At 66.6% G+C, this 20,983-nt stretch carries 21 protein-coding genes and 2 pseudogenes; 4 read left to right on the top strand and 19 right to left on the bottom strand.

Features of this window, described 5'->3' with window-relative positions; genetic code table 11:
* Positions 1-2: 2 nt before the first annotated feature.
* The 7 genes from FQ137_RS08710 to FQ137_RS08680 all read right to left on the bottom strand — a co-directional run bounded on the left by FQ137_RS08710 (position 3) and on the right by FQ137_RS08680 (position 6,359).
* Positions 3-983, bottom strand: coding sequence for a phosphotransferase family protein (locus FQ137_RS08710; RefSeq protein ID WP_149292030.1), 981 nt, complete (start codon positions 981-983; stop codon positions 3-5).
* Positions 980-2,218 carry an acyl-CoA dehydrogenase family protein gene (locus tag FQ137_RS08705; protein ID WP_149292029.1) on the bottom strand — a complete coding sequence of 413 codons (1,239 nt, stop codon included), beginning with the start codon at positions 2,216-2,218 and terminating at the stop codon, positions 980-982. Before FQ137_RS08705 ends, FQ137_RS08710 begins: the two co-directional genes overlap by 4 nt.
* Complete coding sequence (locus tag FQ137_RS08700) at positions 2,215-3,372, bottom strand: thiolase family protein (protein WP_149292028.1); 1,158 nt, start codon at positions 3,370-3,372, stop codon at positions 2,215-2,217. Before FQ137_RS08700 ends, FQ137_RS08705 begins: the two co-directional genes overlap by 4 nt.
* Positions 3,372-3,752 carry a Zn-ribbon domain-containing OB-fold protein gene (locus tag FQ137_RS08695; RefSeq protein ID WP_149292027.1) on the bottom strand — a complete coding sequence of 127 codons (381 nt, stop codon included), beginning with the start codon at positions 3,750-3,752 and terminating at the stop codon, positions 3,372-3,374. Before FQ137_RS08695 ends, FQ137_RS08700 begins: the two co-directional genes overlap by 1 nt.
* Positions 3,753-3,804: 52 nt before the next feature.
* Positions 3,805-4,593: an enoyl-CoA hydratase/isomerase family protein gene (locus tag FQ137_RS08690; protein WP_149292026.1), complete on the bottom strand. Its 789-nt coding sequence runs from the start codon at positions 4,591-4,593 to the stop codon at positions 3,805-3,807.
* Between the two features lie 158 nt (positions 4,594-4,751).
* Entirely contained in the window at positions 4,752-5,222 is a 471-nt protein-coding gene (locus FQ137_RS08685) for a hypothetical protein (RefSeq protein WP_149292025.1), read from the bottom strand.
* 12 nt (positions 5,223-5,234) lie between these two features.
* Complete coding sequence (locus tag FQ137_RS08680) at positions 5,235-6,359, bottom strand: acyl-CoA dehydrogenase family protein (RefSeq protein ID WP_149292024.1); 1,125 nt, start codon at positions 6,357-6,359, stop codon at positions 5,235-5,237.
* Positions 6,360-6,476: 117 nt separating this feature from the next.
* On the opposite strand from FQ137_RS08680, the gene FQ137_RS08675 reads away from it, so the two are divergent.
* Together FQ137_RS08675 and FQ137_RS15575 are read left to right on the top strand one after the other, a co-directional pair.
* The gene (locus FQ137_RS08675) at positions 6,477-6,866 is read left to right on the top strand and encodes a nuclear transport factor 2 family protein (protein ID WP_149292023.1); all 390 of its coding nucleotides are present in this window, start codon (positions 6,477-6,479) and stop codon (positions 6,864-6,866) included.
* A gap of 20 nt (positions 6,867-6,886) precedes the next feature.
* Positions 6,887-7,128 (top strand): annotated as a pseudogene (locus FQ137_RS15575) (hypothetical protein); the annotation flags it as partial.
* 92 nt (positions 7,129-7,220) lie between these two features.
* On the opposite strand, the gene glyA reads toward FQ137_RS15575, so the two are convergent.
* The gene (glyA, locus tag FQ137_RS08665) at positions 7,221-8,525 is read right to left on the bottom strand and encodes a serine hydroxymethyltransferase (protein ID WP_149292022.1); all 1,305 of its coding nucleotides are present in this window, start codon (positions 8,523-8,525) and stop codon (positions 7,221-7,223) included.
* Positions 8,526-8,659: 134 nt separating this feature from the next.
* On the opposite strand from glyA, the gene coaA reads away from it, so the two are divergent.
* Complete coding sequence (coaA, locus tag FQ137_RS08660; protein ID WP_149292021.1) at positions 8,660-9,592, top strand: type I pantothenate kinase; 933 nt, start codon at positions 8,660-8,662, stop codon at positions 9,590-9,592.
* A 102-nt stretch (positions 9,593-9,694) separates the two neighbouring features.
* On the opposite strand, the pseudogene FQ137_RS08655 reads toward coaA, so the two are convergent.
* The 9 genes and pseudogenes from FQ137_RS08655 to FQ137_RS08615 form a co-directional block, all read right to left on the bottom strand.
* Positions 9,695-10,024, bottom strand: a pseudogene (locus tag FQ137_RS08655) (nuclear transport factor 2 family protein); the annotation flags it as partial.
* Between the two features lie 153 nt (positions 10,025-10,177).
* On the bottom strand, positions 10,178-11,740 hold the full coding sequence (locus FQ137_RS08650; RefSeq protein ID WP_149292019.1) for an aldehyde dehydrogenase: 1,563 nt from the start codon (positions 11,738-11,740) through the stop codon (positions 10,178-10,180).
* Between the two features lie 72 nt (positions 11,741-11,812).
* A complete protein-coding gene (locus FQ137_RS08645) occupies positions 11,813-12,808 on the bottom strand; it encodes a 2Fe-2S iron-sulfur cluster-binding protein (protein ID WP_370452385.1) in 996 nt (331 codons plus the stop codon).
* A 15-nt stretch (positions 12,809-12,823) separates the two neighbouring features.
* Positions 12,824-13,018 carry a ferredoxin gene (locus FQ137_RS08640; RefSeq protein WP_063972380.1) on the bottom strand — a complete coding sequence of 65 codons (195 nt, stop codon included), beginning with the start codon at positions 13,016-13,018 and terminating at the stop codon, positions 12,824-12,826.
* Between the two features lie 31 nt (positions 13,019-13,049).
* The gene (locus tag FQ137_RS08635) at positions 13,050-14,309 is read right to left on the bottom strand and encodes a cytochrome P450 (protein ID WP_149292018.1); all 1,260 of its coding nucleotides are present in this window, start codon (positions 14,307-14,309) and stop codon (positions 13,050-13,052) included.
* A 61-nt stretch (positions 14,310-14,370) separates the two neighbouring features.
* Positions 14,371-14,841, bottom strand: coding sequence for a nuclear transport factor 2 family protein (locus FQ137_RS08630; RefSeq protein ID WP_149292017.1), 471 nt, complete (start codon positions 14,839-14,841; stop codon positions 14,371-14,373).
* Positions 14,842-15,161: 320 nt separating this feature from the next.
* Positions 15,162-15,536, bottom strand: a complete 375-nt coding sequence (locus FQ137_RS08625) for an EthD domain-containing protein (RefSeq protein ID WP_149292016.1) — start codon at positions 15,534-15,536, stop codon at positions 15,162-15,164.
* An 84-nt stretch (positions 15,537-15,620) separates the two neighbouring features.
* Positions 15,621-16,895 carry a cytochrome P450 gene (locus FQ137_RS08620; protein ID WP_149292015.1) on the bottom strand — a complete coding sequence of 425 codons (1,275 nt, stop codon included), beginning with the start codon at positions 16,893-16,895 and terminating at the stop codon, positions 15,621-15,623.
* Positions 16,892-17,281, bottom strand: a complete 390-nt coding sequence (locus FQ137_RS08615) for a hypothetical protein (protein WP_149292014.1) — start codon at positions 17,279-17,281, stop codon at positions 16,892-16,894. Before FQ137_RS08615 ends, FQ137_RS08620 begins: the two co-directional genes overlap by 4 nt.
* A gap of 130 nt (positions 17,282-17,411) precedes the next feature.
* On the opposite strand from FQ137_RS08615, the gene FQ137_RS08610 reads away from it, so the two are divergent.
* The gene (locus FQ137_RS08610) at positions 17,412-17,747 is read left to right on the top strand and encodes a nuclear transport factor 2 family protein (protein WP_188064860.1); all 336 of its coding nucleotides are present in this window, start codon (positions 17,412-17,414) and stop codon (positions 17,745-17,747) included.
* Between the two features lie 506 nt (positions 17,748-18,253).
* On the opposite strand, the gene FQ137_RS08605 is transcribed toward FQ137_RS08610, so the two are convergent.
* Positions 18,254-19,321 (bottom strand): NADP-dependent oxidoreductase, encoded by a 1,068-nt coding sequence (locus tag FQ137_RS08605; RefSeq protein ID WP_149292012.1) that lies wholly within the window; start codon positions 19,319-19,321, stop codon positions 18,254-18,256.
* A 546-nt stretch (positions 19,322-19,867) separates the two neighbouring features.
* Complete coding sequence (locus FQ137_RS08595; protein WP_149292011.1) at positions 19,868-20,959, bottom strand: tocopherol cyclase family protein; 1,092 nt, start codon at positions 20,957-20,959, stop codon at positions 19,868-19,870.
* Positions 20,960-20,983: the final 24 nt, after the last annotated feature.

Genomic DNA, 20,983 nt, shown 5'->3' with positions numbered 1-20,983 from the left:
CGTCAGGCCAGCCGGTCGATGCCGGTGGCGATGAGTCGGCTGATCGTCTCGGGGAGCAGTTCCTGCGCGGGGTCGTGATGCCTGCCCTCGCGGTGGCGCCGCAGGTTGTGGCCCATGATCGCGGCCATCTTGAACCGGCCGAGCGCGTCGAACCAGGTGAAGTCGCATAGCGGCCCGGCGGCCGCACTGTAGGTGTCGATCAGCTCCTCGGCCGACGGCAGGCCGGCGACCTCGCGGCCCACGCCCGGGAAGTTGGTGCCGTCGGCGAAGACGAGGAACCATCCCAGCTCCACCCTCGGGTCACCCGGGCTCCAGATCTCCCAGTCGATGAGCGCGGCGGGCTCGGTGCCGGCGGAGAGGATGTTGCCCAGTCGGTAGTCACCGTGGACCAGGACCGGTTCGACGGGATCCGGGACGCGGGCGGCAAGTAACTCCTCGAACCGCCCGGCATCCGGCACCAGCTCGGCCGGGACCGCCGCCATGGTGCGCGCCCACCTCGTGAGCTCGTCGGCGGGTGAGAGGACGTCGCTGTCGACGGGCAGGGACGAGAGCGGGACCGCGTGCAGGACGGGCAGGATCTCCGCCGCGCGGCGCATGCGCGCGGCGGCCAACTCCGGCTCGACCGCGGGGTCGTCCAGCACGGGCTCCAGCGACTCGCCCCGGACCAGGTCCATGGCGAACCACGCCGGCGACTCCTCGTCGGTCGCCCGGATTCCGGGGACGGGGACGTCGGTGTCCGCGAGCGCGGACATGATCCGGGCCTGACGGAGCATGTCGTGGCGACCGATCGCCTTCTGCCCCGGCGGGACCGATTTGACGACGAACTCCTCGTCGGCGCCCGCGATGCGGTAGGTCAGGCCGGAGTGGCCGCCGAGCATGGGCTCGAGGGTGCCGAACGGACCGGCGACGCCCTGCGCCTCGAGGCTGGCGACGACCCGGTCCCGCAGTTCGGTCTCGTGAGTGGTCTCGGACGTGGTAGTCATGGCCTCAGCTCCCGGGGTAGGCCGAGCACGCGCTCGGCGAGGATGTTCCTCTGGATCTCGTCGGTTCCGCCGGCGATCCGGTAGCCGGGGGCGCCCAGGACGTGTTCGGTCCAGGCCCAGGTCCCCCACCGGTCGCCGCGAAGGGTCAGGTCGGGGCCCAGCAGCGCGCGGACGGTCTCCGAGGTCCGGGCCATGGTGTCGGTGGCGAGGAGTTTGCCGACGGAGGCCTCCGGTCCGGGCTCCCGGCCGGCGCCGACGGCGGCCGCCACCCGCATGCCCACGAGTCGCTGGACGAAGCTGCGACAGACCAGATCGGCCACCGTGTCCCGTTCGAGGGCGTCGAGTTCGCGGCCGATGTTCCTGGCCAGTTCGACGGCCTGGTCGGCGTTGTCCAACCCGAGGTTGCCCGAGTCGAGCCGCTCGGCGGCCAGCACGGTGAGCGCGACCTTCCACCCGGCCCCGACCGGGCCGAGGCGGTAGCGGTCGTCCAGCTCGACGTCCCCGATGAGGACCTCGTTGAACGACGTGCCACCGGTCATCTGCTGGATCGGGCGAACGGTGATACCGGGGGCATCCATCGGGACGATGAACACCGTCAGGCCCTGGTGCTTGGGGACGTCCGCGTCGGTCCGACAGACGGCCACGCCGTAGTCGGCCACGCGGGCCCCGGAGGTCCAGACCTTGGACCCGTTGAGCACCCAGCGGCCGTCCTTCTGCACCGCGCGGGTACGCACGGCGGCCAGGTCGGAGCCGGCTTCGGTCTCGGAGAACAGCTGGCAGGCGATGACGTCGGTCCGGAGCATCGCCCGGACGTACTGCGCCCGCTGCTCCGGCGTCCCCCACTGCGCGATCGTCGGGGCGATGAGCTGCTGGGTCACCGGGAACATCTCGGTGCGCTGCGGGAGGTCGTAGTCGGCCTCCAGGCGCCGGAAGGCCAGGTCGTAGGCGATCGGCATCTCGCGGCCGCCGTACTCGGGCGCCCAGGTGACGGCGCCGAAGCCGGCGTCGAACTTGGCCTGCTCGTAGGCTCGGCGGCGGTCGGTCTCCTCGCGTTCCTGCTCGGCGGTCCAGTTCTCGAACACCACGACGGCGTCCGAGCCCTCGCCCCAGGGGCGGGACTGCCGGGGGCTAGCCACGGTGTCCAGCCACTGCCGCGCGGCGTCAACGAACTCGGGCAGTCCTTCCGGCTGGGCTGAGGCCCGGCCCGTGGTCTCACTCGTGGTCTGTGCGGTCATCGCCGGCCCCCTTCCAGGACGGTGCACGCGCTGATCCCGGGGGCGCCGTACACGTGGGTGAATCCGAGCCTCGGTTCGCCAGGGACCTGACGCTCACCTGCTTCGCCGCGCAGCTGCGTGACGATCTCGTACACCTGCCTCAGTCCGGACGCGCCGATCGGCTCCCCGTTGGCCAGGCACCCGCCGTCGGTGTTCACCGGCAGTCGCCCGCCGATCTCGGTCTCGCCGTTCGCGAGCATGTGTTCCTGCTCGCCGTCCTCACAGAACCCGCATTCGGCCAGGTGCATGATCTCCGCACCGGACTCGGTGTCCTGGAGCTGGGCGACGTCGATGTCGGACGGGGCCACTCCCGCGGCCTCGAACGCGCGGCGGGCCACCTCGGTGCTCACGCTGCTGGGCTCGCCCTCACCCAGGACCGCGGGGCTGAAGACCTCGAACGAGCCGAAGGGCCGGGTCCCGGTGGACACTGCGCGGACGGCCACCGCCCGTCCGCCCATGCAGGCGGCGACGGATTCGGAGGCCAGGAGGATCGCGGCGCCACCCTCTCCGGGGTTGCAGAACATGAACTGGGTGAGGGGATCGTTGACCATCGGTGAGGCCGCGATCTCCTCGAGGGTCTTGGGGTCGCGGCGCCAGGCGTTGGGGTTGATACTGCCGTTGCGGTAGGCCTTCTCCGCCACGCGGGCCAGCGTGGCCTCGGAGATGCCGTGGCGGGCCATGTACCGGGAGATCTTCATGGCGAAGAACTGGGTCGTGACCATGAGCCCGTGGGTGCCGTACCCCTCGGTCAGGCCCCACTCCTCGGCCCGCGGAGCGAACGCTCCACGGGGGTGCTTGTCGAAGCCCACGGCGAGGGCGACCTCCGCCGCACCGGACCGGATCGCGTTGATGGCCGACACCAGGGCGCTGCCGCCGGTGGCACAGCCGTTCTTGACGTTGGTGAACGGGATGCCGGTGAGCCCGAGGTCCGCGACGAGCGTGTCGGCCAGGCCCGAACCGTCGCTGCCTCCGAACGCGATCTGCACGTCCGACCACTCCAGGCCGGCGTCGGCCAGCGCGGTACGGATCGCGGTCACGGCCATCTGCCGGCCGGTAATCCCGTCCTGACGGCCGAATTTCGACAGTCCGGCACCGACGATGGACACGTCCGACATCAGTTCTCCTCGGTGGTGGTGGCGGCGACCGACGCGAAGCGCGGCACCGGGTGGGCCTCGACCAGTTCGACCTCGCGGCCAATGAGCTCTGCGGGTGAGGTTCCGTCGAGAAGTGCCTCGACCTTGACGCCCTCGGGCAGTTCGACATATCCGACGGCGAAGGGGACGAACCCCCCAGCCGGCGGGATGTACGGAGGCGACTTCGGGGGGAAACGCTGGATCGTGGCCGTCCACACCGTTCCCACGGTGGAGAGGTTGATCTCGGAGGTGTCCGAGCCGCCGCAGCGCTGACAGGTCACGGAGGCGGGAAACGCCACGGTCGCGCAGTCGTCACACCGACTCCCCCGCAACCGCGGGGCGTCGTTCTCGTTCTGGTCCATCGTGTGCACTCCTGTTGATCCGTTGACGTTTCCCGCTCCGTGATCGGTCAGATCAGCGGCCGACCCACTTGGGCTCGCGCTTCTCGAGGAACGCCTGGATACCCTCCTTGCCGTCCTCCGACTGCAGCGAGTTGCCGACGGCGAAGTGCTCCATGATCATGAGCGACTTGATGTCGGCGTCCAGGCCCTGGTTCACGGCCATCTTGGTCAGCTTCATCATGAACGGGCTCTTGTCGGTCAGGGTGCCGATGAACTCCTCGACGCACTCGTCGAGCTTGTCGGCGGGGGCCGAGTCGTTGATGAGGTCGAAGTCCTTGGCCTCCTGGCCCGAGAGCAGCTTGCCCGTGAGCATGAGCTCCTTGGTCTTGCGTAGCCCAATCATCCGCGGGAGGCGGTAGATGGGGCCGGCGCCACCGAAGAGAGCACGACGGATGTGGAAGTCGCCGATCTTGGCGTCGTCAGACGCGATGGCGAAGTCGCACGAGATCATGAGCTCGAAGCCACCGGCGGTGACGTAGCCCTCGAGGACGGCCACGGACGGCGTGTTCATCGAGTAGAGGCGGTCGCACACCTGGGCCGAGAGGACGCCGACGTCCATGGCGTTGGTGGTGCCGACGAAGTCGCCCAGCAGCTCGTCGAGGTCGAAGCCCGAGCAGAACTGGTTCTGCACGCCTCGGAGCACGAGCACCTTGAGCTCGGGATCCGCGTCGACCTCCTTGATGATCTCGTCCAGGCGGTGTAGCAGCTCCACCGTGACGGCGTTCTTCTTGTGGGGGCGGTTGAGCCACACCCGGGCGACGTCGCCGTCCTTCTCCAACAGCACGTGATCGGTCTGCACCATGATCATTCCTTCCAAGGTTCCTGAACTGGATTCAGTTCATGTCTACAGTGTGGTGTCGGTCTCGTCAACCTTTTGGTTGAACTTGGTTCGAATTGGTCTGAGCCGGGGCCGTTCCGGAGGTCAGACCCGCGCAGCGGACTGCTCGAGGGGATAGATTTTCAGGCTCTCGGAGCGGAAACTGATGACGACGGGCTCCCCCGCCTGCGCGCGGCGGAGCCAGTCCCCGTGCACCGCGGACGAGGCCCGGAGGCGGTACTGCTCCGCCCCGCACCCACCTGGACGTCGTAGTGACGGCCGCCGAACTCAGCGGAGAGCAGCGTCGCGTCTAGCACGATCTTGCGGGACGAGGCGTCCTCGTCCACGCGGTGGAGGGTGATGTCGTCGGGCCTTAGCCGTGCCGAGACTGCCTGGCTGCCTCCCGTGTCGCACCGCAGGGGCAGCTCCGTCCCGGCCGCGGTCGTCCGCTCCAACCCCGAGCGGTGGAGTTCCAGCCGATTGGACATACCGATGAAGTCGGCGAGGTCGACCTCGCGCTCTAGGTCCAGCCGGAACCGCACGGCCCGGGTCGTGGCGAGGAGCTCGTGGGCACCGAGGTGCCCGAGCACGGCGTGGTCCGAGGTGTCCGACACGTCCGCCACGCCCTAGACGCCGACCAGGTCCGCGATCGTACGGCGGGCCTCCCGACCGCCGCCGAAGGCGCCCTCGTCGCCGAGGACGCGCCGCAGATAGAAGTGCGCGGAGTGCTCCCAGGTGAAGCCGATACCGCCGTGGAGCTGGATCGCCTCGTAGGCGCTGCGGGTGGCCGCGTCGGCACAGACGGCGGCCGCAACGGCCACAGCAATCTCGACATCCGCGGCATCGTCCTCGTCGAGCACCGCCAGCGCGTACATCGCAGCCGCCAGGGCGCGCTCGCGGTCGACGAGCATGTCGGCCAGTCGGTGTTTGATCGCCTGGAACGACCCGATCGACCGACCGAACTGCTGGCGCTGCTGCACGTACTCCACCGTGGTGTCGACCAGGTGGGACGCGATGCCGGCGTGTTCCGCGGCGATTGCCGCGGTCTGGATCCGGCCCAGTTCGGCCACCACTCTTCCGAAACGGTCAGGACCCACGATGACCCGGGCGGGCGCGCCGACCAGATGCAGGTCGGCGCGACGGCGGGTGAGGTCCATGACCTCCCGCGGCTCGCGGCGGGAACAGTCCAGATCGACCACCGCGAGCACAGGGTGCCCGTCGGATTCGCCGACGACGACGAGGTGATCGGCCGCGGCACCCCAGAGCACCGCCTCGGCGAGCCCGTCGGCGGCCGTCTGCCCGTCCGCGGTCTCGAGCGGGACGGTCCGGTCCAGGGCCACGGCGAGGATCGACTCCCCTTGCATCACTCGGGCCAGCAACTCCCCGACGGCCCCGGGATCGTCGGCGCGGACCAGCGCCTGGCAACCCACCACCGCACTGGCGATGATCGGCTCGGGGAGCAGCGCGGCTCCGGCCTCCTGCAGGACGACCCCCAGGTCACCGAGACCGAAACCGTGCCCGCCCTGCTCTTCGGGCACCGCGAGCGCCGCGATCTGGAGTTCGGAGTTGAGGGTGGCCCACCTGGGCTCGGAGAATCCGGGCTCGGACCCGGTCGAGGCGCGCACCGCCTCGTGGGAGGCGTGTCGGGCAATGAACTGCGCGACAACGGACCGTAGTTCTTCGCGTTCATCCGAGGGGAGGATGATCGACGGATCGGCCTCCGGCTGGACAGTCCGAAAGTGCTGTGTCACGAGATGCCTCCACTTGCGCTGGCAATTGAGCCGAGTTCAGTTCATCCCATAACAGCACAGTGAGACAGATCACGCAACCTTCTTGAATAGCGCGCGGGGCCGAACTAAGTTCGATTCATGTCGCCGTCTGATTCCACACTCGTCACCTACTACGCGCGGATCGACGCGGGAGATCTCGACGCCGGACTCGAACTCCTGGCCCCCGAGGTCTCGTTCGCCATCATCCTCCCCGGAACCGCGGTCCGTGGCCAGAACCGCCACGGGGTTCGTGAGTACCTGGAGGGGCGCGGCACTGTCGACCGCCGTCACGTCCCCACCCACGCCACGCGGGAGGGCGAACTCGAGTTCGTCTACGGCGCCGTCGTGGAGGACGGGGTCACCATCACCGGCCACTTCCTCGCCTCGGCGAGGATCGGCGACGACGGGCTCATCACCGGCTACCAGGTCGCGTTCGACCCCGAGCTCGGACTGGCGTCACCCACCCTCGAGTCCTCCACCCGGCCCTGACGAACGGAGCACCCCACATGTCCGCCGAGTTACACGGCGACCGCGCGGGCCTCGAGGTCTACCTCGAGCAGCGCGAGAAGAGCGTCCTGAACAATCACGTCCTCAGCGGCGCCCGGGCCGGGACACCGAACTGTGTCTCGGTGAGTCCCGACGCGACGGCGAGTTCGAGGCGAGCTTCAACGCGAGTGCCCAACTCACCGCGGAGAACAAGGTCCGCCGGTTACTGATCTGCCGCACCCCACGGGTCCGGTTCACCGACTGACCCCGCCCGGCGCGATCGCCGATACCGCTGACATCGACGAGAAACCCCCGCAGCCCGGCTGCGGGGGTTTCTCGTCGATGCGGTGGGACGCGTCAGCCCAGGATCTTCCAGTCCTCGAGGCCCTCGTACAGAGGCTTCGAGGCAGCCAGCGCGGCCACGCGCTCGCGCAGGGCGGTGACGTCCGCGCTCGTGCCGGCGGCCAGGGCGGTGCCGATGATGTCGGCGACCTCGCGGAAGTCTTCGGCCTCGAATCCACGCGTGGCCAGAGCAGGGGTGCCGATCCGCAGTCCGGAGGTCACCATCGGCGGACGCGGGTCGAATGGGACCGCATTGCGGTTCACGGTGATTCCGACCTCGTGGAGCAGATCCTCGGCCTGCTGACCATCGAGCTCGGAGTCACGCAGGTCGACCAGGACGAGGTGCACCTCAGTGCCGCCGGTGAGGACGGAGACGCCCGCGTCCTTGCAGTCCTGCGCGGTGAGCCGCTCGGCGAGGATCTTCGCACCTTCGAGGGTGCGCTGCTGGCGCTCGCGGAACTGCTCGGTCCCGGCGATCTTCATCGCGGTGGCCTTGGCGGCAATCGCGTGCATGAGCGGACCGCCCTGCTGGCCCGGGAACACCGACGAGTTGAGCTTCTTGAACAGCTCGAGGTCGTTGGTGAGGATCATGCCGGAACGCGGCCCGCCGAGCGTCTTGTGCACGGTCGTGGACACGACATCGGCGTGCGGCACGGGGCTCGGGTGCAGTCCGGCGGCGACCAGGCCGGCGAAGTGGGCCATATCCACCCACAGCTTCGCGCCCACCTCGTCGGCGATCTCCCGGAACTTCGCAAAATCCAGGGTGCGGGGGTAGGCCGACCAGCCGGCGATGATGACGTCCGGCTTCTCCGCCAACGCCATCTCGCGGACGGTGTCCATGTTGACCTGCATGGTCTCCGGGTCCACCTCGTAGGCGGCGACCTCGTACAACTGCCCCGAGAAGTTGAGCTTCATGCCATGGGTGAGGTGACCACCGTGGGCCAGCGACAGGCCCATGATCTTGGAGCCGGGCTTCGCAAGCGCCATGAGAACAGCGGCGTTGGCCTGGGCTCCGGCGTGGGGCTGGACGTTGGCGTACTTGGCGCCGAACACCTCCTTCGCGCGGTCGCGAGCGAGGTTCTCGACCACGTCGACGTGCTCGCACCCACCGTAGTAGCGCCGGCCCGGGTAACCCTCGGCGTACTTGTTGGTGAGGACGGAGCCCTGCGCCTGGAGGACCGAGCGCGGCACGAAGTTCTCCGACGCGATCATCTCGAGCGTGTCTCGCTGCCGCGCGAGCTCTCCGGCCATCGCCTCGGCGACCTCGGGATCCAGCTCGGACAGAGAGGCGGTGAACACGTCGGTGTTCGGGTCGGTCATCGTTGCTCCTCGCGCGTGGGCTTCTCACTTCGAACGAATCGTGTCGGGCCACGGCTCGTCTTGTCGCCCGCCAGTCTAGTGCCCCGCCACCCTGGCACCCCCGACCCCGTGCCCACCTGCCACAATTAGTCGTTGTGAGCAGACATGCTGGCGACTACACGCCGTACGTCGAGTTCGACCGCCGCAGTTGGCGGCGACTGCGGCGTGCGATGCCCATGGTGCTCACCGAACAGGACCTCGAGGGCCTCCGGGGCCTGGGCGAGCACCTCGATCTGGACGAGATCGCCGAGATCTACCTGCCGCTGAGTCGGCTCATCCACCTGCAGGTCACGGCCCGGCAGCGGCTGTTCCAGTCGACCAACATCTTCCTCGGCGAAAAGGTGGACGCGCCCATGCCGTTCGTCATCGGCGTGGCCGGTTCGGTCGCGGTCGGCAAGTCCACCTCCGCGCGTGTGCTGCGCGCGCTGCTCACCCGCTGGGAATCCCACCCCCGTGTGGACCTCATCACCACCGACGGTTTCCTCCACCCCAACCGGGAGCTCCAGCGCCGCGGGCTGATGCACCGCAAGGGGTACCCGGAGTCGTACGACCGGCGTGCGCTGCTGCGGTTCGTCACCGAAGTCAAGTCCGGCGCACCAGTGGTCTGGGCGCCGGTCTACTCGCACACCAAGTACGACATCGTGCCCGATGAGTTCATCGAGGTCCGGCGTCCGGACATCCTCATCGTCGAGGGCCTCAATGTTCTCCAGACCGGCCCCCGCCTGATGGTTTCGGACCTGTTCGACTTCTCGCTCTACGTCGACGCGCGGATCGAGGACATCGAGCAGTGGTACATCGAGCGCTTCCTCGAGTTGCGGAGCACGTCGTTCTCCAATCCCAACTCACACTTTGCGCACTACGCCGACCTGTCCGACCAGGCGGCCCGCCTGGCGGCCCGGGAGATCTGGACCTCGATCAACCGGCCGAACTTGGTGGAGAACATCCTGCCCACCCGGCCGCGCGCGACACTGGTGCTGCGCAAGAACTCCGACCACTCCATCCAGCGGCTGCGCCTGCGGAAGATCTGAGTCCCCGGGGCGAAGCGACCCCAGATATACAACGGAGCCGCAGCCCTCGCGAGGCGGAGGGCTGCGGCTCGTGTTCACCACCAGGGTCCAGTAGTTGTCCTTTTACCAGGAGCGTTCCGGCCAGAGGAACTCGAGCCGGACACGGGAGATCTGCCACTTCCCGTCGACCTTTCGATACTCCTCCTGATAAATCCCCAGGCAGAACAGCGGGTTCTCGTGCCCGCCCGGGTAGCTCAACGCGCCCTGTCGAGTGAGGTATTCGATCAGGTACCAGCGACCGTTGGCCGTATCCGCTACCGTCAGCTCGATCCACGAATTGGTGACCGCATGGATCGCGTTGTAGGGCGCGCCGACCTGCTCGGCCACGGCGGCGTAGTTCGCACGAATCGTCTCCCTGCCCACCCAGTCGCCGCCGTACTGCTCGTCGAACTCACAGACTGCGTCCTAGGTGAAGATCGAGCCGAGCTTCTCGATGTCCTGGCTGTCGAAGTAGGCCGAGTATGCGGGCCTCAGGCCCTTGATCTCCTCGATCGCCAGCAGCCGGTCGATACCGTCCTGTCTCGACGTGTCAGACGCCCACGGCGATCAGGCTCCCTTCCGAACGCCGGTTGTCACGACGTCCGCCTGCGCTACGACCGACTCGGGGATGGTCATCGACGGGTCGACCGAGATCGACTTGGGGATCAGGTAGCCCTCGAGGCCGGCGACACCATGCTCGCGGCCGATGCCGGATTCCTTGAAACCGCCGAATGGCGAGTTGAAGTCCGCCGAGAACGAGTTGACTGAGAACGTCCCGGTGCGGATCCTGCGAGCGATCGCGAAGCCTCGCTCGACGTCGGTGGTGTACACCGACCCTGCGAGTCCGTAGCGGCTGTCGTTCGCGATGCGGACCGCATCGTCCTCGTCCTTGTACGAGATGACGGCGACCACAGGACCGAACACCTCCTCCTGCGCGATCTCCATGTCGGGAGTGACTCCGGTCAGCAGGGTTGGTTCGACGAACCACCCGTTCTCGAGACCCTCCGGGACCCCGCCACCGAACGCCACTGTGGCGCCTTGCTCGACCGCACGGCGAATCATCCCGAGAACCCTCTCCCGATGGGCCTCGGTGATGAGCGGCCCCATATCAACATCCGGGTCGTGGGGGTCCCCGACCCTGATGTCCGCCATCGCGGCGACCAGGCGGTGGACCAGCTCGTCGTGCCGGGCCTCGGACACCAGAAACCGGCTCTGGCACACGCAGCTCTGCCCGCTCGAGGGGATCACACTAACGCCCAGAAGGGTGGGGACGGTGGCATCGAAGTCGGCGTCGTCGAGGACGATCGCCGCGGACTTCCCTCCGAGCTCGAGGACGACCGGGCGGACGAGAGCCCCGCATTCGCGCCCGATGCGCGATCCGACCGTCGTAGACCCGGTGAAACTCACCATGTCTACGTCTGGGTGCGAGACAAGGTACGCCGACTCTTCGGGACCGGCGGCAACGATGTTGATGACGCCGGGAGGGAACCCGACCTCGTGGACAAGTTGGCCGAGCGCGAACACTGCGAGCGGATCCGGCTCGGGGACCTTCACCACGACCGTGCATCCCGCGATGATGGCGGGCGCCACCTTCTGCGAGGTCCCCGGCATGGTGAAGTTGTAGGCGACCATGGTCGCGACGACACCCACCGGCTCCTTCACGACGAGCGCCTGGGTCTGGTAGGGCATGATCATGCCACCGGCGGATCCTCCGGCCAGCGGCCCAAGATCTGCGGTCCGGACCTCCTGGAAGGGGTAGGTGCGCCCCACCTCAGCGTTGTAATTCCAATGCAAGGTCGGCGCGACGGCCTGGTACACATCCGCCAGCATCCGGGTGCACCCCAACTCGTCCACGAGAAGTTCGGCCATCTCGTCCTTGACCTCGTAAAGCCTCGTGGCCAGCGCCTCGCATAGAGCCGCGCGCTCGGCCACTGGCCGGGTCGACCAGTCTGTCTCGTAGAAGGCATGCCGCGCCGCTTCGACCGCGGCATCGATGTCCGCCCGCGTCGCGCGGGGCACCTCCCCGATCGGGTCGCCTGTGGACGGGGACACGACGGTGAACTTCTCGGTCGAGTCGGTTGCCCGCCACTGACCGTCGATGTAGAACTCGCTGTAGCTCCTGGGGAGCATCGATCCTCCTGGTTACCTGTGGGTCGAGGGGTGCGGCGGTATCCGGCGCCGCGGATGGTCCGGGGCGGATGGCTAGAGGTCTAACACCAGCCGGGGACAGGATGCGCGAGAGACGCAGATCATCATGGTTTCCTGGGCTTCCTGCTCTTCCGGGGACAGCACGACGTCGCGGTGCTCGGCGGTGCCCTCGAGGATCGGCGTCTCGCAGGATCCGCAGGTCCCCTCGGTGCACGAGGTCGGCACGTACACGCCGGCCTCGGTGACCACTTCAAGGATCGTCTGGTCCTTGTTGACGTGAACCGTGGTGCCGGTCTCCCGGAGCTCTACGTCGAATCCGGTGTCCTCGGACGTGTCGATCTCGACGGCAGAGAACCTCTCGACATTAAGGGCTCCCGGGGGCCACGACGCGCACCACTCCTCGACTGCCGCAAGCAGGGGTTCCGGTCCGCAGCTGTAAACCAGGGTCCCCTCTTCTGGCGTTCCGAGTAGGTCCTCGAGATCGATCAGCCCGTGGGTGTCCTGCGGCCAGATCACGACCCGCTCCCCCAGCTCACGTAGCTCATCGACATACCCCATCGTCGCTTCGCTCCGACCTCCGTACACGAATTGCCACTCGGCTCCGGCGGCCTCGGCCGCCCGCATCATCGGAATCAGCGGGGTCACCCCGATCCCGCCCGCGATGAACAGGTAGCGGGAGGACGCGTGGAGCGGGAAGTGATTGCGGGGGCCGGACAGCTCGACGGATACCCCCGAGTGGAGCTGCTCGTGGATTCGACGAGATCCTCCCCTCCCCTCCGCTTCGAGCAAGATCGCCACACGGAGCGTCTTTCGGTCGGCGGGGTCCCCGCACAGGGAGTATTGCCGGATCGTGTCGTCGTCGAGGACGATGTCGATATGAGCGCCGGGCTCCCACCGTGGGAGATCGCTGCCGTCGGCTGCCGCGAGGACGAGCTCGACGACGCCGTCCGCCACGTCGCGACGACTCGTCACGATCGCGTCGGTCGACAGTTCACCGGAGCCACCGCCTCCGAGATGGACGATGTCGGCCCGCATGGGGTCTTGGAGCATGGTCATCGGTCTTCTTCAGGATTCCCGCACGATGGAGATCGCGGACTCGGGGCACGCCCTGACCAGCCGTCGGGCGGTCTCGGGTGACATCTCGGGCGCGTCCTCCCGGACGACTCCGCGGCCGCGCTCGTCCTCGGCGATGTAGTCGGGCTCCAGCGTGTAGCAACGGGCGTGGCCCACGCAGAACTCGTGGTCGATCTTGACCTTCATGGTGTGTCCTCTCGGGTATGAGTAACCGGGCTCAGGCGGTGGTCGCGACGGGGGTGATCTCGTCGACGGTGACCTCGAACTCGGTGAGGCCACGGGTCGGCATGGAGTGGGTGTGGATCTCCTGGTCCGGAACGAGGCTCACGCCCGGCATCCGGGTGAGGACGGCCGTGAAGGCGACCCGGAGGAAGATCCGAGCCAGGTTCGACCCGAGGCAACGGTGGATGCCGGCGCCGAAAGAGACATGGCGCTTGTTCTCGCGACGCACGTTCCAGCTGTCGCCGTCGGGGAACACTGATTCGTCGCGGTTGGCCGAGCCTGGGAGGTTCCAGACTTTGTCTCCGGGCTTGAGATCGTAGCCGTTGAGGGTCGTCTCCTTGGTTACCGTCCGCTGAGTGAGCGTCACATTGACGAACAGCCGTAGCGCTTCCTCGATGGCCTCGTCGAGCAGAGACATGTCGTCCTGCAACTCCTTGAGGTCCTCCGGATGGGTGGCCATGTGATGGATAGTGCCGCTCAGGACGGTGCCCGTGGATTCGAGCCCGCCAAGCGTCAACGCGATCATGATCTTGATGAGGTCCCCGTCGTCCGGGACCTCACCACCGGGTCGGCAGTTCGCCAGCACCGTCACGATGTCGTCCTCACCTCGCGGGTTCTCCCGACGTTCCCGGAGGATTTCGAGCAGCGCGGCACTTAGCTCGCCGAAGGCCTCAACCGCGCGCTCCGGGACGATCAGCGCGTCCTGTGCCCACGCCGAGAACTGGAGAATCCGGTCACTATCCGCGGGCACGCCGAGGATCACGGCGAAGATCGCGCGAGCCTGCAGTGGGCGGACGAACTCGTCCATGACGTTGAACCTGGTGCGACCCTCGAGCCCTTCGAGCAAATCATTTGCGATGCTCTCGATCAGCTCCGCGTGCGCCTCCATCTTCTTGAGCGTCATCAACGGCTCGAGAATCTTGCGCCACTCACTGTGGACCGGCGGGTCGGTATCGAGTGGGATAAAGGTCGGGTCGTCATTCGGGTCGTCGTAGCGGCGGTCGGCCAGATGGGAGGCGGCACGACCAGACTGGAACGTCCTCCAGTCGCGGTGGATCTTCCACAGGTCGTTGTACCGCGTGACCAGGGGGACGGTGGTGTTGCCCTGCTTGTGGAAGGCGAGGTCGTGCTCCTCGCGAAGATGCTTGAGGATCTCCAGGTTCTTGTCGTTGTACTCGTCGGACCACATGTCGACGAAGGGGCACTTCGGCTGGTTGGCGTCGACGGTCTTCGGATCGGGCAGTTCCTTACCCATGAGGGGTGGCTCCTAGCAGATGTGTGGGAAGAGGGATGAAGTCAACGGGGCCGACTGGCGATCAGGACTTGAGCCCCTCGGGCAGCAATTCCGACTCGTCGGCTTCCCGAAGGGTCCCGCCGAGCGCGCGGAACAGGATGATCGAGTCGTAGTACTCGACGAAGCGGGAGACCTTGCCATCGCGACAGACGAACCGCGAGATGTACTCGTTCGCGTACCTCACACCGCTGCGGAGCGTCATATCGCTCTTGTAGGTGGCGATGACGGTGTCGGGGTCCGACGCGAGCGTGTCCAGCTGCAGATCGTGCAGGTTCTCGGACCCATCGATCATGTGGTCACGGGCCTGGGCGAGGACCTCCATGTAGGCGTCGCGCCCCACGGTCTCACGGCCGAAGCTAGGCGGGCGAAACGGGAGCTCGAAGACCACGTCCTCGGTGGAGAGTTCCCGCATCGTCTCGATGTCCCAGGAGTTGAGAGCGTCCGTGTAGGCACGCACCAACTCCACGTTCTTTCGGCGCTGATCGTCTGACATTTCGTGCTCCTCCAGTCGTTCGAGCTGAATTCACTTAGGTTTGACTGTAACCACTGTCACAGTGTGATGCAAGGCATATCGAGGAAATACTTGGAAATCATTGTTTGTTCGCGTGGCGAACAAGTTCCCTGTTCAAGAGGCATTCCACTGGCCGCCTGGAACGCCCTGGATGGGCGTGGCACCTCGATGACAAAACACCGAACAAGTCGGATGGTCAGACCGGCCCCACCCTCCGGCCCGGTGCGCAGACTCATAATGAATACAACCGAACCCGAGGAAGCATCCCCGGGCTCGTCTGCCGCGTCGGCGAATGCGGGGCCCTACCCAGCCGGACTCCCCTCCCCCTCCTCCACCAATTGGACCCGGGACACCTCGTACACGTCGATGTGCTGTACGAAGCCGGTGTTGTCGCCGTTGGCGGCCGCCCATCCCTCGCTCTCTGGAGCCTTCTGCAGCGCCTCCTCCGACTCGAACGCCATGATTGAGAACGCGTCCGGCTTAGGGGCCCCCTCCGGGAGCCCCCAGTTCATCATCGGATTGTTATTAAGGAAGGTGTGCCACCAGGCCACACCCGGGATGGACTTGCCAATGTCGGCATGCTTGCTCAAATAGTGGTCGCGGAACTCCTCGGGGGAGGTACCTGCCCAACGGTAGAGCGCAAAGAGATACGTTGGCTGATTCTCCACTGAAGCCATCAGAGAGTCCTTTCGGTTCGGCACCAAGGGCGACTTTCCTGCCGCTGGCCGGGAATGAGATCGGGGCGCGATACCGGCACCGCGCTAAGCGGTGAAGCGCACCGGAAGTGCGGCGGGCCCATAGAAGTTGAAGCTCTTCTTGGCTGCCGGATCCGGATCCACCAGCTCGACGCCGGAAAACCGGGTGACGATCCTCTCCAGCACCATCCGCAACTCCAATCGGGTCAACGATGTGCCTGGGCAGACGTGCGGACCACCACCGAACGCAACGTGGCTAGCCGCGAGCTGCTTTCGGTCGATGTCCATTCGGTCGGGGTCGTCGAACACCTTGGGGTCACGGTTCGACGCGCCCATACCCACCCAGAGCATGTCGCCAGCCTTAAGCTGCTGCCCGCCGAGCTCGATGTCCTCGGTGACCGCTCGGAACGAACCCTGCACCGGGGAGAACATGCGCAGCATCTCCTCCATGAACTGCGGAATCAGATCGGTGTCCGTCTTCAGTTCGGCCCACATCTCGGGATTCTTGCCGAGATACTCGATCATCTTGGACAGCGCGGTGGCGGAAGTCTCACTTCCGCCGACCATGGTCAACTGGAGGATCTGGAACAAGTCGTCCCGGCTGAGCGGGGTGTCGCTGGCGGCATTGAGCTTCACGATCCTCGAGATGAGGTCTTCGGTCGGGTTCGCCTCCCTATCGTCGATCTGCTTGTTGCAGTAGGCGTCGAATTCGTACCTGGTGTCGACGAGCGCCTCGATCTGCTCCGCGGTCTGGTCGGGATTACCGACCATCGAGTTGAATCCCTCGGCCCAATCGAGCATCTGCGGGACCATGTCCCGTGGAAAACCGAGAATGTCTGCGATGACGGTCATCGTGTACTTGTTAGCGAAGCCGTCGACGAACTCCACCTCCTCGTCGGAGGTGATCCCACCGACAAAGATGTCGGCTGTCTCCTCAATGCGCGGCGCCCAAGATTTGAGCGCGTTCGGTGTGAGCGCGCCCATGATCAGTCGACGATGGCGGCCGTGCTCCGGCGGGTCGGCGAAGAGCAGGACCTTCCGGTCGCTCGTCCCATAGTCTTCGCCAAGTTCCTCTTTGGCCCCGGGACGCTGGGCTGCCATGTCAATCATGCGCTGCCACTCGTCGGAAACTTGCTCACCGAGCATCTTCTTGGTCGAGAACACCGTGGCGTCCTTGAACACCTTTTGCGCATGCTCGTGGTCGGCCACCACCCAGAAGCCCAACGCATCACTGCGGGAGACGGGGCACTTCGACTGCACCTCCTCGAAAGCGGTATGAGGGCACTTGAGCTGCTCCGCGTCCAGGCCGAAGAACTTCTCGTAGTCGTAGCTGGCCGTCACTTGACACCTCCGAAGTGGGTGAAGCCGCTCACGAAGTCGAACTTCCGGACGCTTCCGAAGCCCTCGAGGAGCCCGTGCAATTCGTCGTTCATCGGTCCGTAGATCCGGAGATCGAGCACCTCAACGGACGCCATGAGTCGTCCAACCTTGTCCTGGTCCATCTCCTTGAGGTGCCTGAGCATCGCCACGGCGTCCGCGTAGTGCTCATGAGCGAAGAGAATCCTGGCCTCTTCGTCGACGTAGAAATTGTGCCCACGGATGTGCTCTCCCTCTGTCGAGGAACTGGAGCTCACATCGCCGACGATCGACCTGAGCTCGTCAATCGTTACGTCGTCGTTGATCTTCATCTCCGAGGTGGCCCGCACCTCGTTGCTACTGCCCGCCATTCCAGCATCCCTTCGACTGAATTGAACTCACTTCTTTTACCGTATGTGAGTGACACCACATTGTCAACGGTTGGTCGCCACGCTAAGCCGTCCCCGCCAGCATCCGACACAAGCCGAACGGAGACGTAATGTGCCCCGCCACGAGACCGCACTGACCACCAACGACCGGATCGAGACCCTGTCCTTGACCTCACGTTATGCCCACGCGCTCGACCGGCGGACCCGGGATCGACTCGAGTCGGCGTTCCTGCCCGACGCGATCATGGAATTCGTCGGCATCCCGGCCACGACCGGGCCGACGGAGATCGTCGGAGTGTGCGCCGGGGCTCTCGCCCCCCTGGAGTCCAGCCAACACCTGGCGAGTTCGCCTCTACTGGAAGTGACTGAAGACGGAGTGACGGTGTCGAGCCACTTTCACGCCCCGCACGTCCGCAACGAGGCTCCGGGACTGTTCACGGTCGCCTGAACCTACGACGATCGGATTAAGCGGCGCCCCGAGCGCTGGCAGAGCACACTCCGGCGCCAGTCAGTCAACTGCCAGGCCAGCGATCCCCGGGTCCTGGGCTGACTGCTTCGCCTGTCGAGCAGAGGTGGCTTCGGTCTCGCCGGAGCGGCTCCGCTACGCCACAACTCCGCATCGGCTCGCGCCACGTGTGCGATTTAGACGAGGCATGTCGGCTGCTGCGCGCGACAGCAGCCAGTCCCTGCCCTACTCCCAGACCTCGATCATGCCGACGCCGACGAAATCCACGCCAGGCGACATCGCGGTGACCCCGCAGGAGTCCGATCGAGACTCGTCACCAATCCGGCCCGACACCGAGGACTTGCCGCGGTCACACTCTGCTCGCGGCGGATTCGCCCTCCGTGCCCGACAACACTGCCCGCAACTAGAAGGCAAGGAGCATCCCGCGCGCGCCTTCCGAGTGGAGATTGCGAGCCATACCCTTCCCGATCGCCCGGCGAGGCATGTGCTCACCCGAGGGCCACCACACATTTGCCGATTGTCCGCCCCGACAGCATGTCCACGACCGCTTGCGGGGCTGACTCCAGCCCCTCGTACCGCGCGAGATCCAGCGTCAACCGGCCAGACCCCCACAGATCCGCCAGATGCGCCCGCGCCTCCGGGAGTCGATCCGCGAACGTGCCCGCCAGAAAGCCACGCAAGTTCAGGTCCTTGGTTGTCGCAGCGAAGAGGTTTTCCGGCGCACTCGGGGGCTGCCCGTCGTACCCGGCGATCGCGCCACACAGAGCCACCCGGCCGTACGGGCGAAGTTGGTCGAGCGCGGCCCGCAGATGTTCCCCACCCACGCTGTCGAAATACACATCGATACCGTCAGGAGCGAACTCGGCCAGTGGCCCATCCAGGCCATCACGCCAGTTGAATGCGGCATCCAGCCCGAGCGTATCCGTGAGATAGGCGACCTTCTCCGCACTACCAGCACTCCCGATCACCCGACACCCGTGCGCCTTGGCCAACTGCGCCGCCACACTGCCCACCGCGCCAGCGGCGGCGGAGACCCATACCACGTCCTCCGGCTTGAGCGAGGCCACCTCGAACAGCCCGGCCCACGCCGTGAGGCCAGTCATTCCAAGCAGCCCCACCTGGAGTTCTGGCGGACCCAACTCGCTGTCCAATTTGGCCAGCGACCCTGCCACGCCCAGCGCCTGGTTTCCCGGGTCGACCAGCGCGTAGTCGCGATACCCGAGATCGTGGTGGACGAGATCCCCGGGCGCAAAGCCTTCCACGTCTGACTCGACCACCTCGCCCACCACCATTCCCGCCAGCGCCTCCCCCACCTTGAGCGCCGGCAGGTAGCCGGGAGGCGAGATGGGATCAAGACGCAGACGCGTGGCGGCATCCACCGACAGGAGAAGATTCCGGATCAGGACACGCCCAGGCGCCATGACGGGCATCTCGGCGGGCACCACTTCCAGGTCGCCCACCGCGAGTGCGCCGTCGGGATGCCGCACCAGCCGGACCTCGCGATTGACCCGCCCTCTCGAGTCGAATGCCTTGCCGTGCAGTGCCGTATCAGTCATCAATGACCCGCCTTCCGGTGTGTGGGATGCCCCCAATGAACGCCCTGTGTGGGACAGCTCACACAACCCTAAATGAACTGACTTCACTTTGATAGCAATTTGGCGAGAATCGCTGGACCAACCTGAAATCCAATGCCACAGCACACGTTGGCGAGATGCCCCGGACGCCCAACCGGCACACGCGACCCCGGGCAGTCGCACGAATATGCCGAGAGCAGGTGGACGACGTCGTCGTTGACCCCGGAAAGTACCCTCCCTATCGTCACACCATGCGTGGGCACGATGACCAACCGGATCTCGTCCCCCGCGGCGCAGACGCAGTCCGCCGTTGCCGACCACGAGCTCGGTACCGATCAGCAGCTGGGAGCCGACATGGTCGGATGTGCTCGCTGCAAGTTGCGCCCGCGCGCTCGAACCGCTACGGGCGAGCCATCACCTGGTGGGTTCGCCCCTAACTGGAGTCCGGCAACCACGCAGTAACAATCTCCACCAATCTTTTTCACGCGACAGACCCACTACCCGTGGGTACCCGCCTAATCACCACACTTACCGAGTCGGCGGCGCCCCCGTCTCACCCACCGGGACGCCGCGCCGCCGCAGTTCGGCCTCGGCCCGGTCGAGCCCACCGTGTTCCAGTGCGGCCAGCGAGCTGCGATCGGACCACACCAGGCGACCGTGCCGACGAACCTCTACCTCCAGCTCACCGGCCAGGTGCTCGATCGCCCCGGCTGTGTTGCGCTTCTGCGAAGGCAGCGGCACGGGCAGCACGTGCGCTCGGTCGAGGGGCGAGCGTCCGTTGATGCGGACCTGCCAGCCGTAGCCGCGGCCCTCGAGCTGCCATCGCTCGTCGGTCACCTCAGCGCGGACCGGCGAGACGACCGGGTTGCCCAACCGGATGACCTTGCCGCCGGGAAGCCGCACGACGACCGCAGTCACTTCGGTGCGCAACGGTCCGGAGTGGATCTGCCCGCCAGCGAACGCCACGCACGTGTTCGGCTCGGAGAACGCCTGCGCCTGCCCCCACCACCACGAGTCGGGGAAGCCCTCGGCGCCCCAGTTCTTCTCGCCGTACACCTCGGCGCCGTCGAACTCCCAGCGCTCGCCGTCGAGTTCCGCCCAGCCGGTGGCGCGACCGCCGAGTAGCCAGGGGTGCCAGTACTGATTGAGCGCGGGTACCGCCTGAAAGATGCTCGAGCCGCCGACGGCGGGGTGCGGCCACTGCACCTGGTCGGTGATGTCCACGTGCAGGCGAGCGCCCTCCCCCATGTCCACGCGGACCCCGTCGGGCCGGTACTCGAACAGGTCGCCGGAGCGGGCGCCGATCCGGTCCGGATCGGCCCAACCCTGCGGCGCGGCCATGAGGCGCAGCGTGGAGGACGACGACGAGGTCTCCCCGTCGCTGGCCCGGCGCGATCCACCGGCCTCCATCGGGATGGACACCTCGTCGGAGGCGAGTCCGAGCGTCGCCCAGTGCCCGCCCGGACCCCGGTTGACGCCGACGAGGGCGATCACGACGCGCCCGCGCTCGCGGTCGGTGACCCGAAGGAAGTACCCCTCCATGGCCACGTCGTGCGCCCGGAGCGGATCGCCGAAGGGCAGGTCTGCGCCGGTGGCACGGTATCGCCGGAGAAGTCCCATGCGCGTCAGCGTCCCACAATCGCC

Source organism: Dietzia sp. ANT_WB102 (assembly GCF_008369165.1).
GTDB lineage: Bacteria > Actinomycetota > Actinomycetes > Mycobacteriales > Mycobacteriaceae > Dietzia.
Note: the sequence above shows the minus strand (reverse complement) of the source record. Positions and strands in the feature narration are given on the sequence as shown.

Coding starts and splice junctions, on each gene's coding strand:
- FQ137_RS08710 (WP_149292030.1), bottom strand. CDS start 983: ATGACTACCACGTCCGAGACCACTCACGAGACCGAACTGCGGGACCGG.
- FQ137_RS08705 (WP_149292029.1), bottom strand. CDS start 2,218: ATGACCGCACAGACCACGAGTGAGACCACGGGCCGGGCCTCAGCCCAG.
- FQ137_RS08700 (WP_149292028.1), bottom strand. CDS start 3,372: ATGTCGGACGTGTCCATCGTCGGTGCCGGACTGTCGAAATTCGGCCGT.
- FQ137_RS08695 (WP_149292027.1), bottom strand. CDS start 3,752: ATGGACCAGAACGAGAACGACGCCCCGCGGTTGCGGGGGAGTCGGTGT.
- FQ137_RS08690 (WP_149292026.1), bottom strand. CDS start 4,593: ATGGTGCAGACCGATCACGTGCTGTTGGAGAAGGACGGCGACGTCGCC.
- FQ137_RS08675 (WP_149292023.1), top strand. CDS start 6,477: ATGTCGCCGTCTGATTCCACACTCGTCACCTACTACGCGCGGATCGAC.
- glyA (WP_149292022.1), bottom strand. CDS start 8,525: ATGACCGACCCGAACACCGACGTGTTCACCGCCTCTCTGTCCGAGCTG.
- FQ137_RS08650 (WP_149292019.1), bottom strand. CDS start 11,740: ATGCTCCCCAGGAGCTACAGCGAGTTCTACATCGACGGTCAGTGGCGG.
- FQ137_RS08645 (WP_370452385.1), bottom strand. CDS start 12,808: ATGCTCCAAGACCCCATGCGGGCCGACATCGTCCATCTCGGAGGCGGT.
- FQ137_RS08640 (WP_063972380.1), bottom strand. CDS start 13,018: ATGAAGGTCAAGATCGACCACGAGTTCTGCGTGGGCCACGCCCGTTGC.
- FQ137_RS08635 (WP_149292018.1), bottom strand. CDS start 14,309: ATGGGTAAGGAACTGCCCGATCCGAAGACCGTCGACGCCAACCAGCCG.
- FQ137_RS08630 (WP_149292017.1), bottom strand. CDS start 14,841: ATGTCAGACGATCAGCGCCGAAAGAACGTGGAGTTGGTGCGTGCCTAC.
- FQ137_RS08625 (WP_149292016.1), bottom strand. CDS start 15,536: ATGGCTTCAGTGGAGAATCAGCCAACGTATCTCTTTGCGCTCTACCGT.
- FQ137_RS08615 (WP_149292014.1), bottom strand. CDS start 17,281: ATGGCGGGCAGTAGCAACGAGGTGCGGGCCACCTCGGAGATGAAGATC.
- FQ137_RS08605 (WP_149292012.1), bottom strand. CDS start 19,321: ATGACTGATACGGCACTGCACGGCAAGGCATTCGACTCGAGAGGGCGG.
- FQ137_RS08595 (WP_149292011.1), bottom strand. CDS start 20,959: ATGGGACTTCTCCGGCGATACCGTGCCACCGGCGCAGACCTGCCCTTC.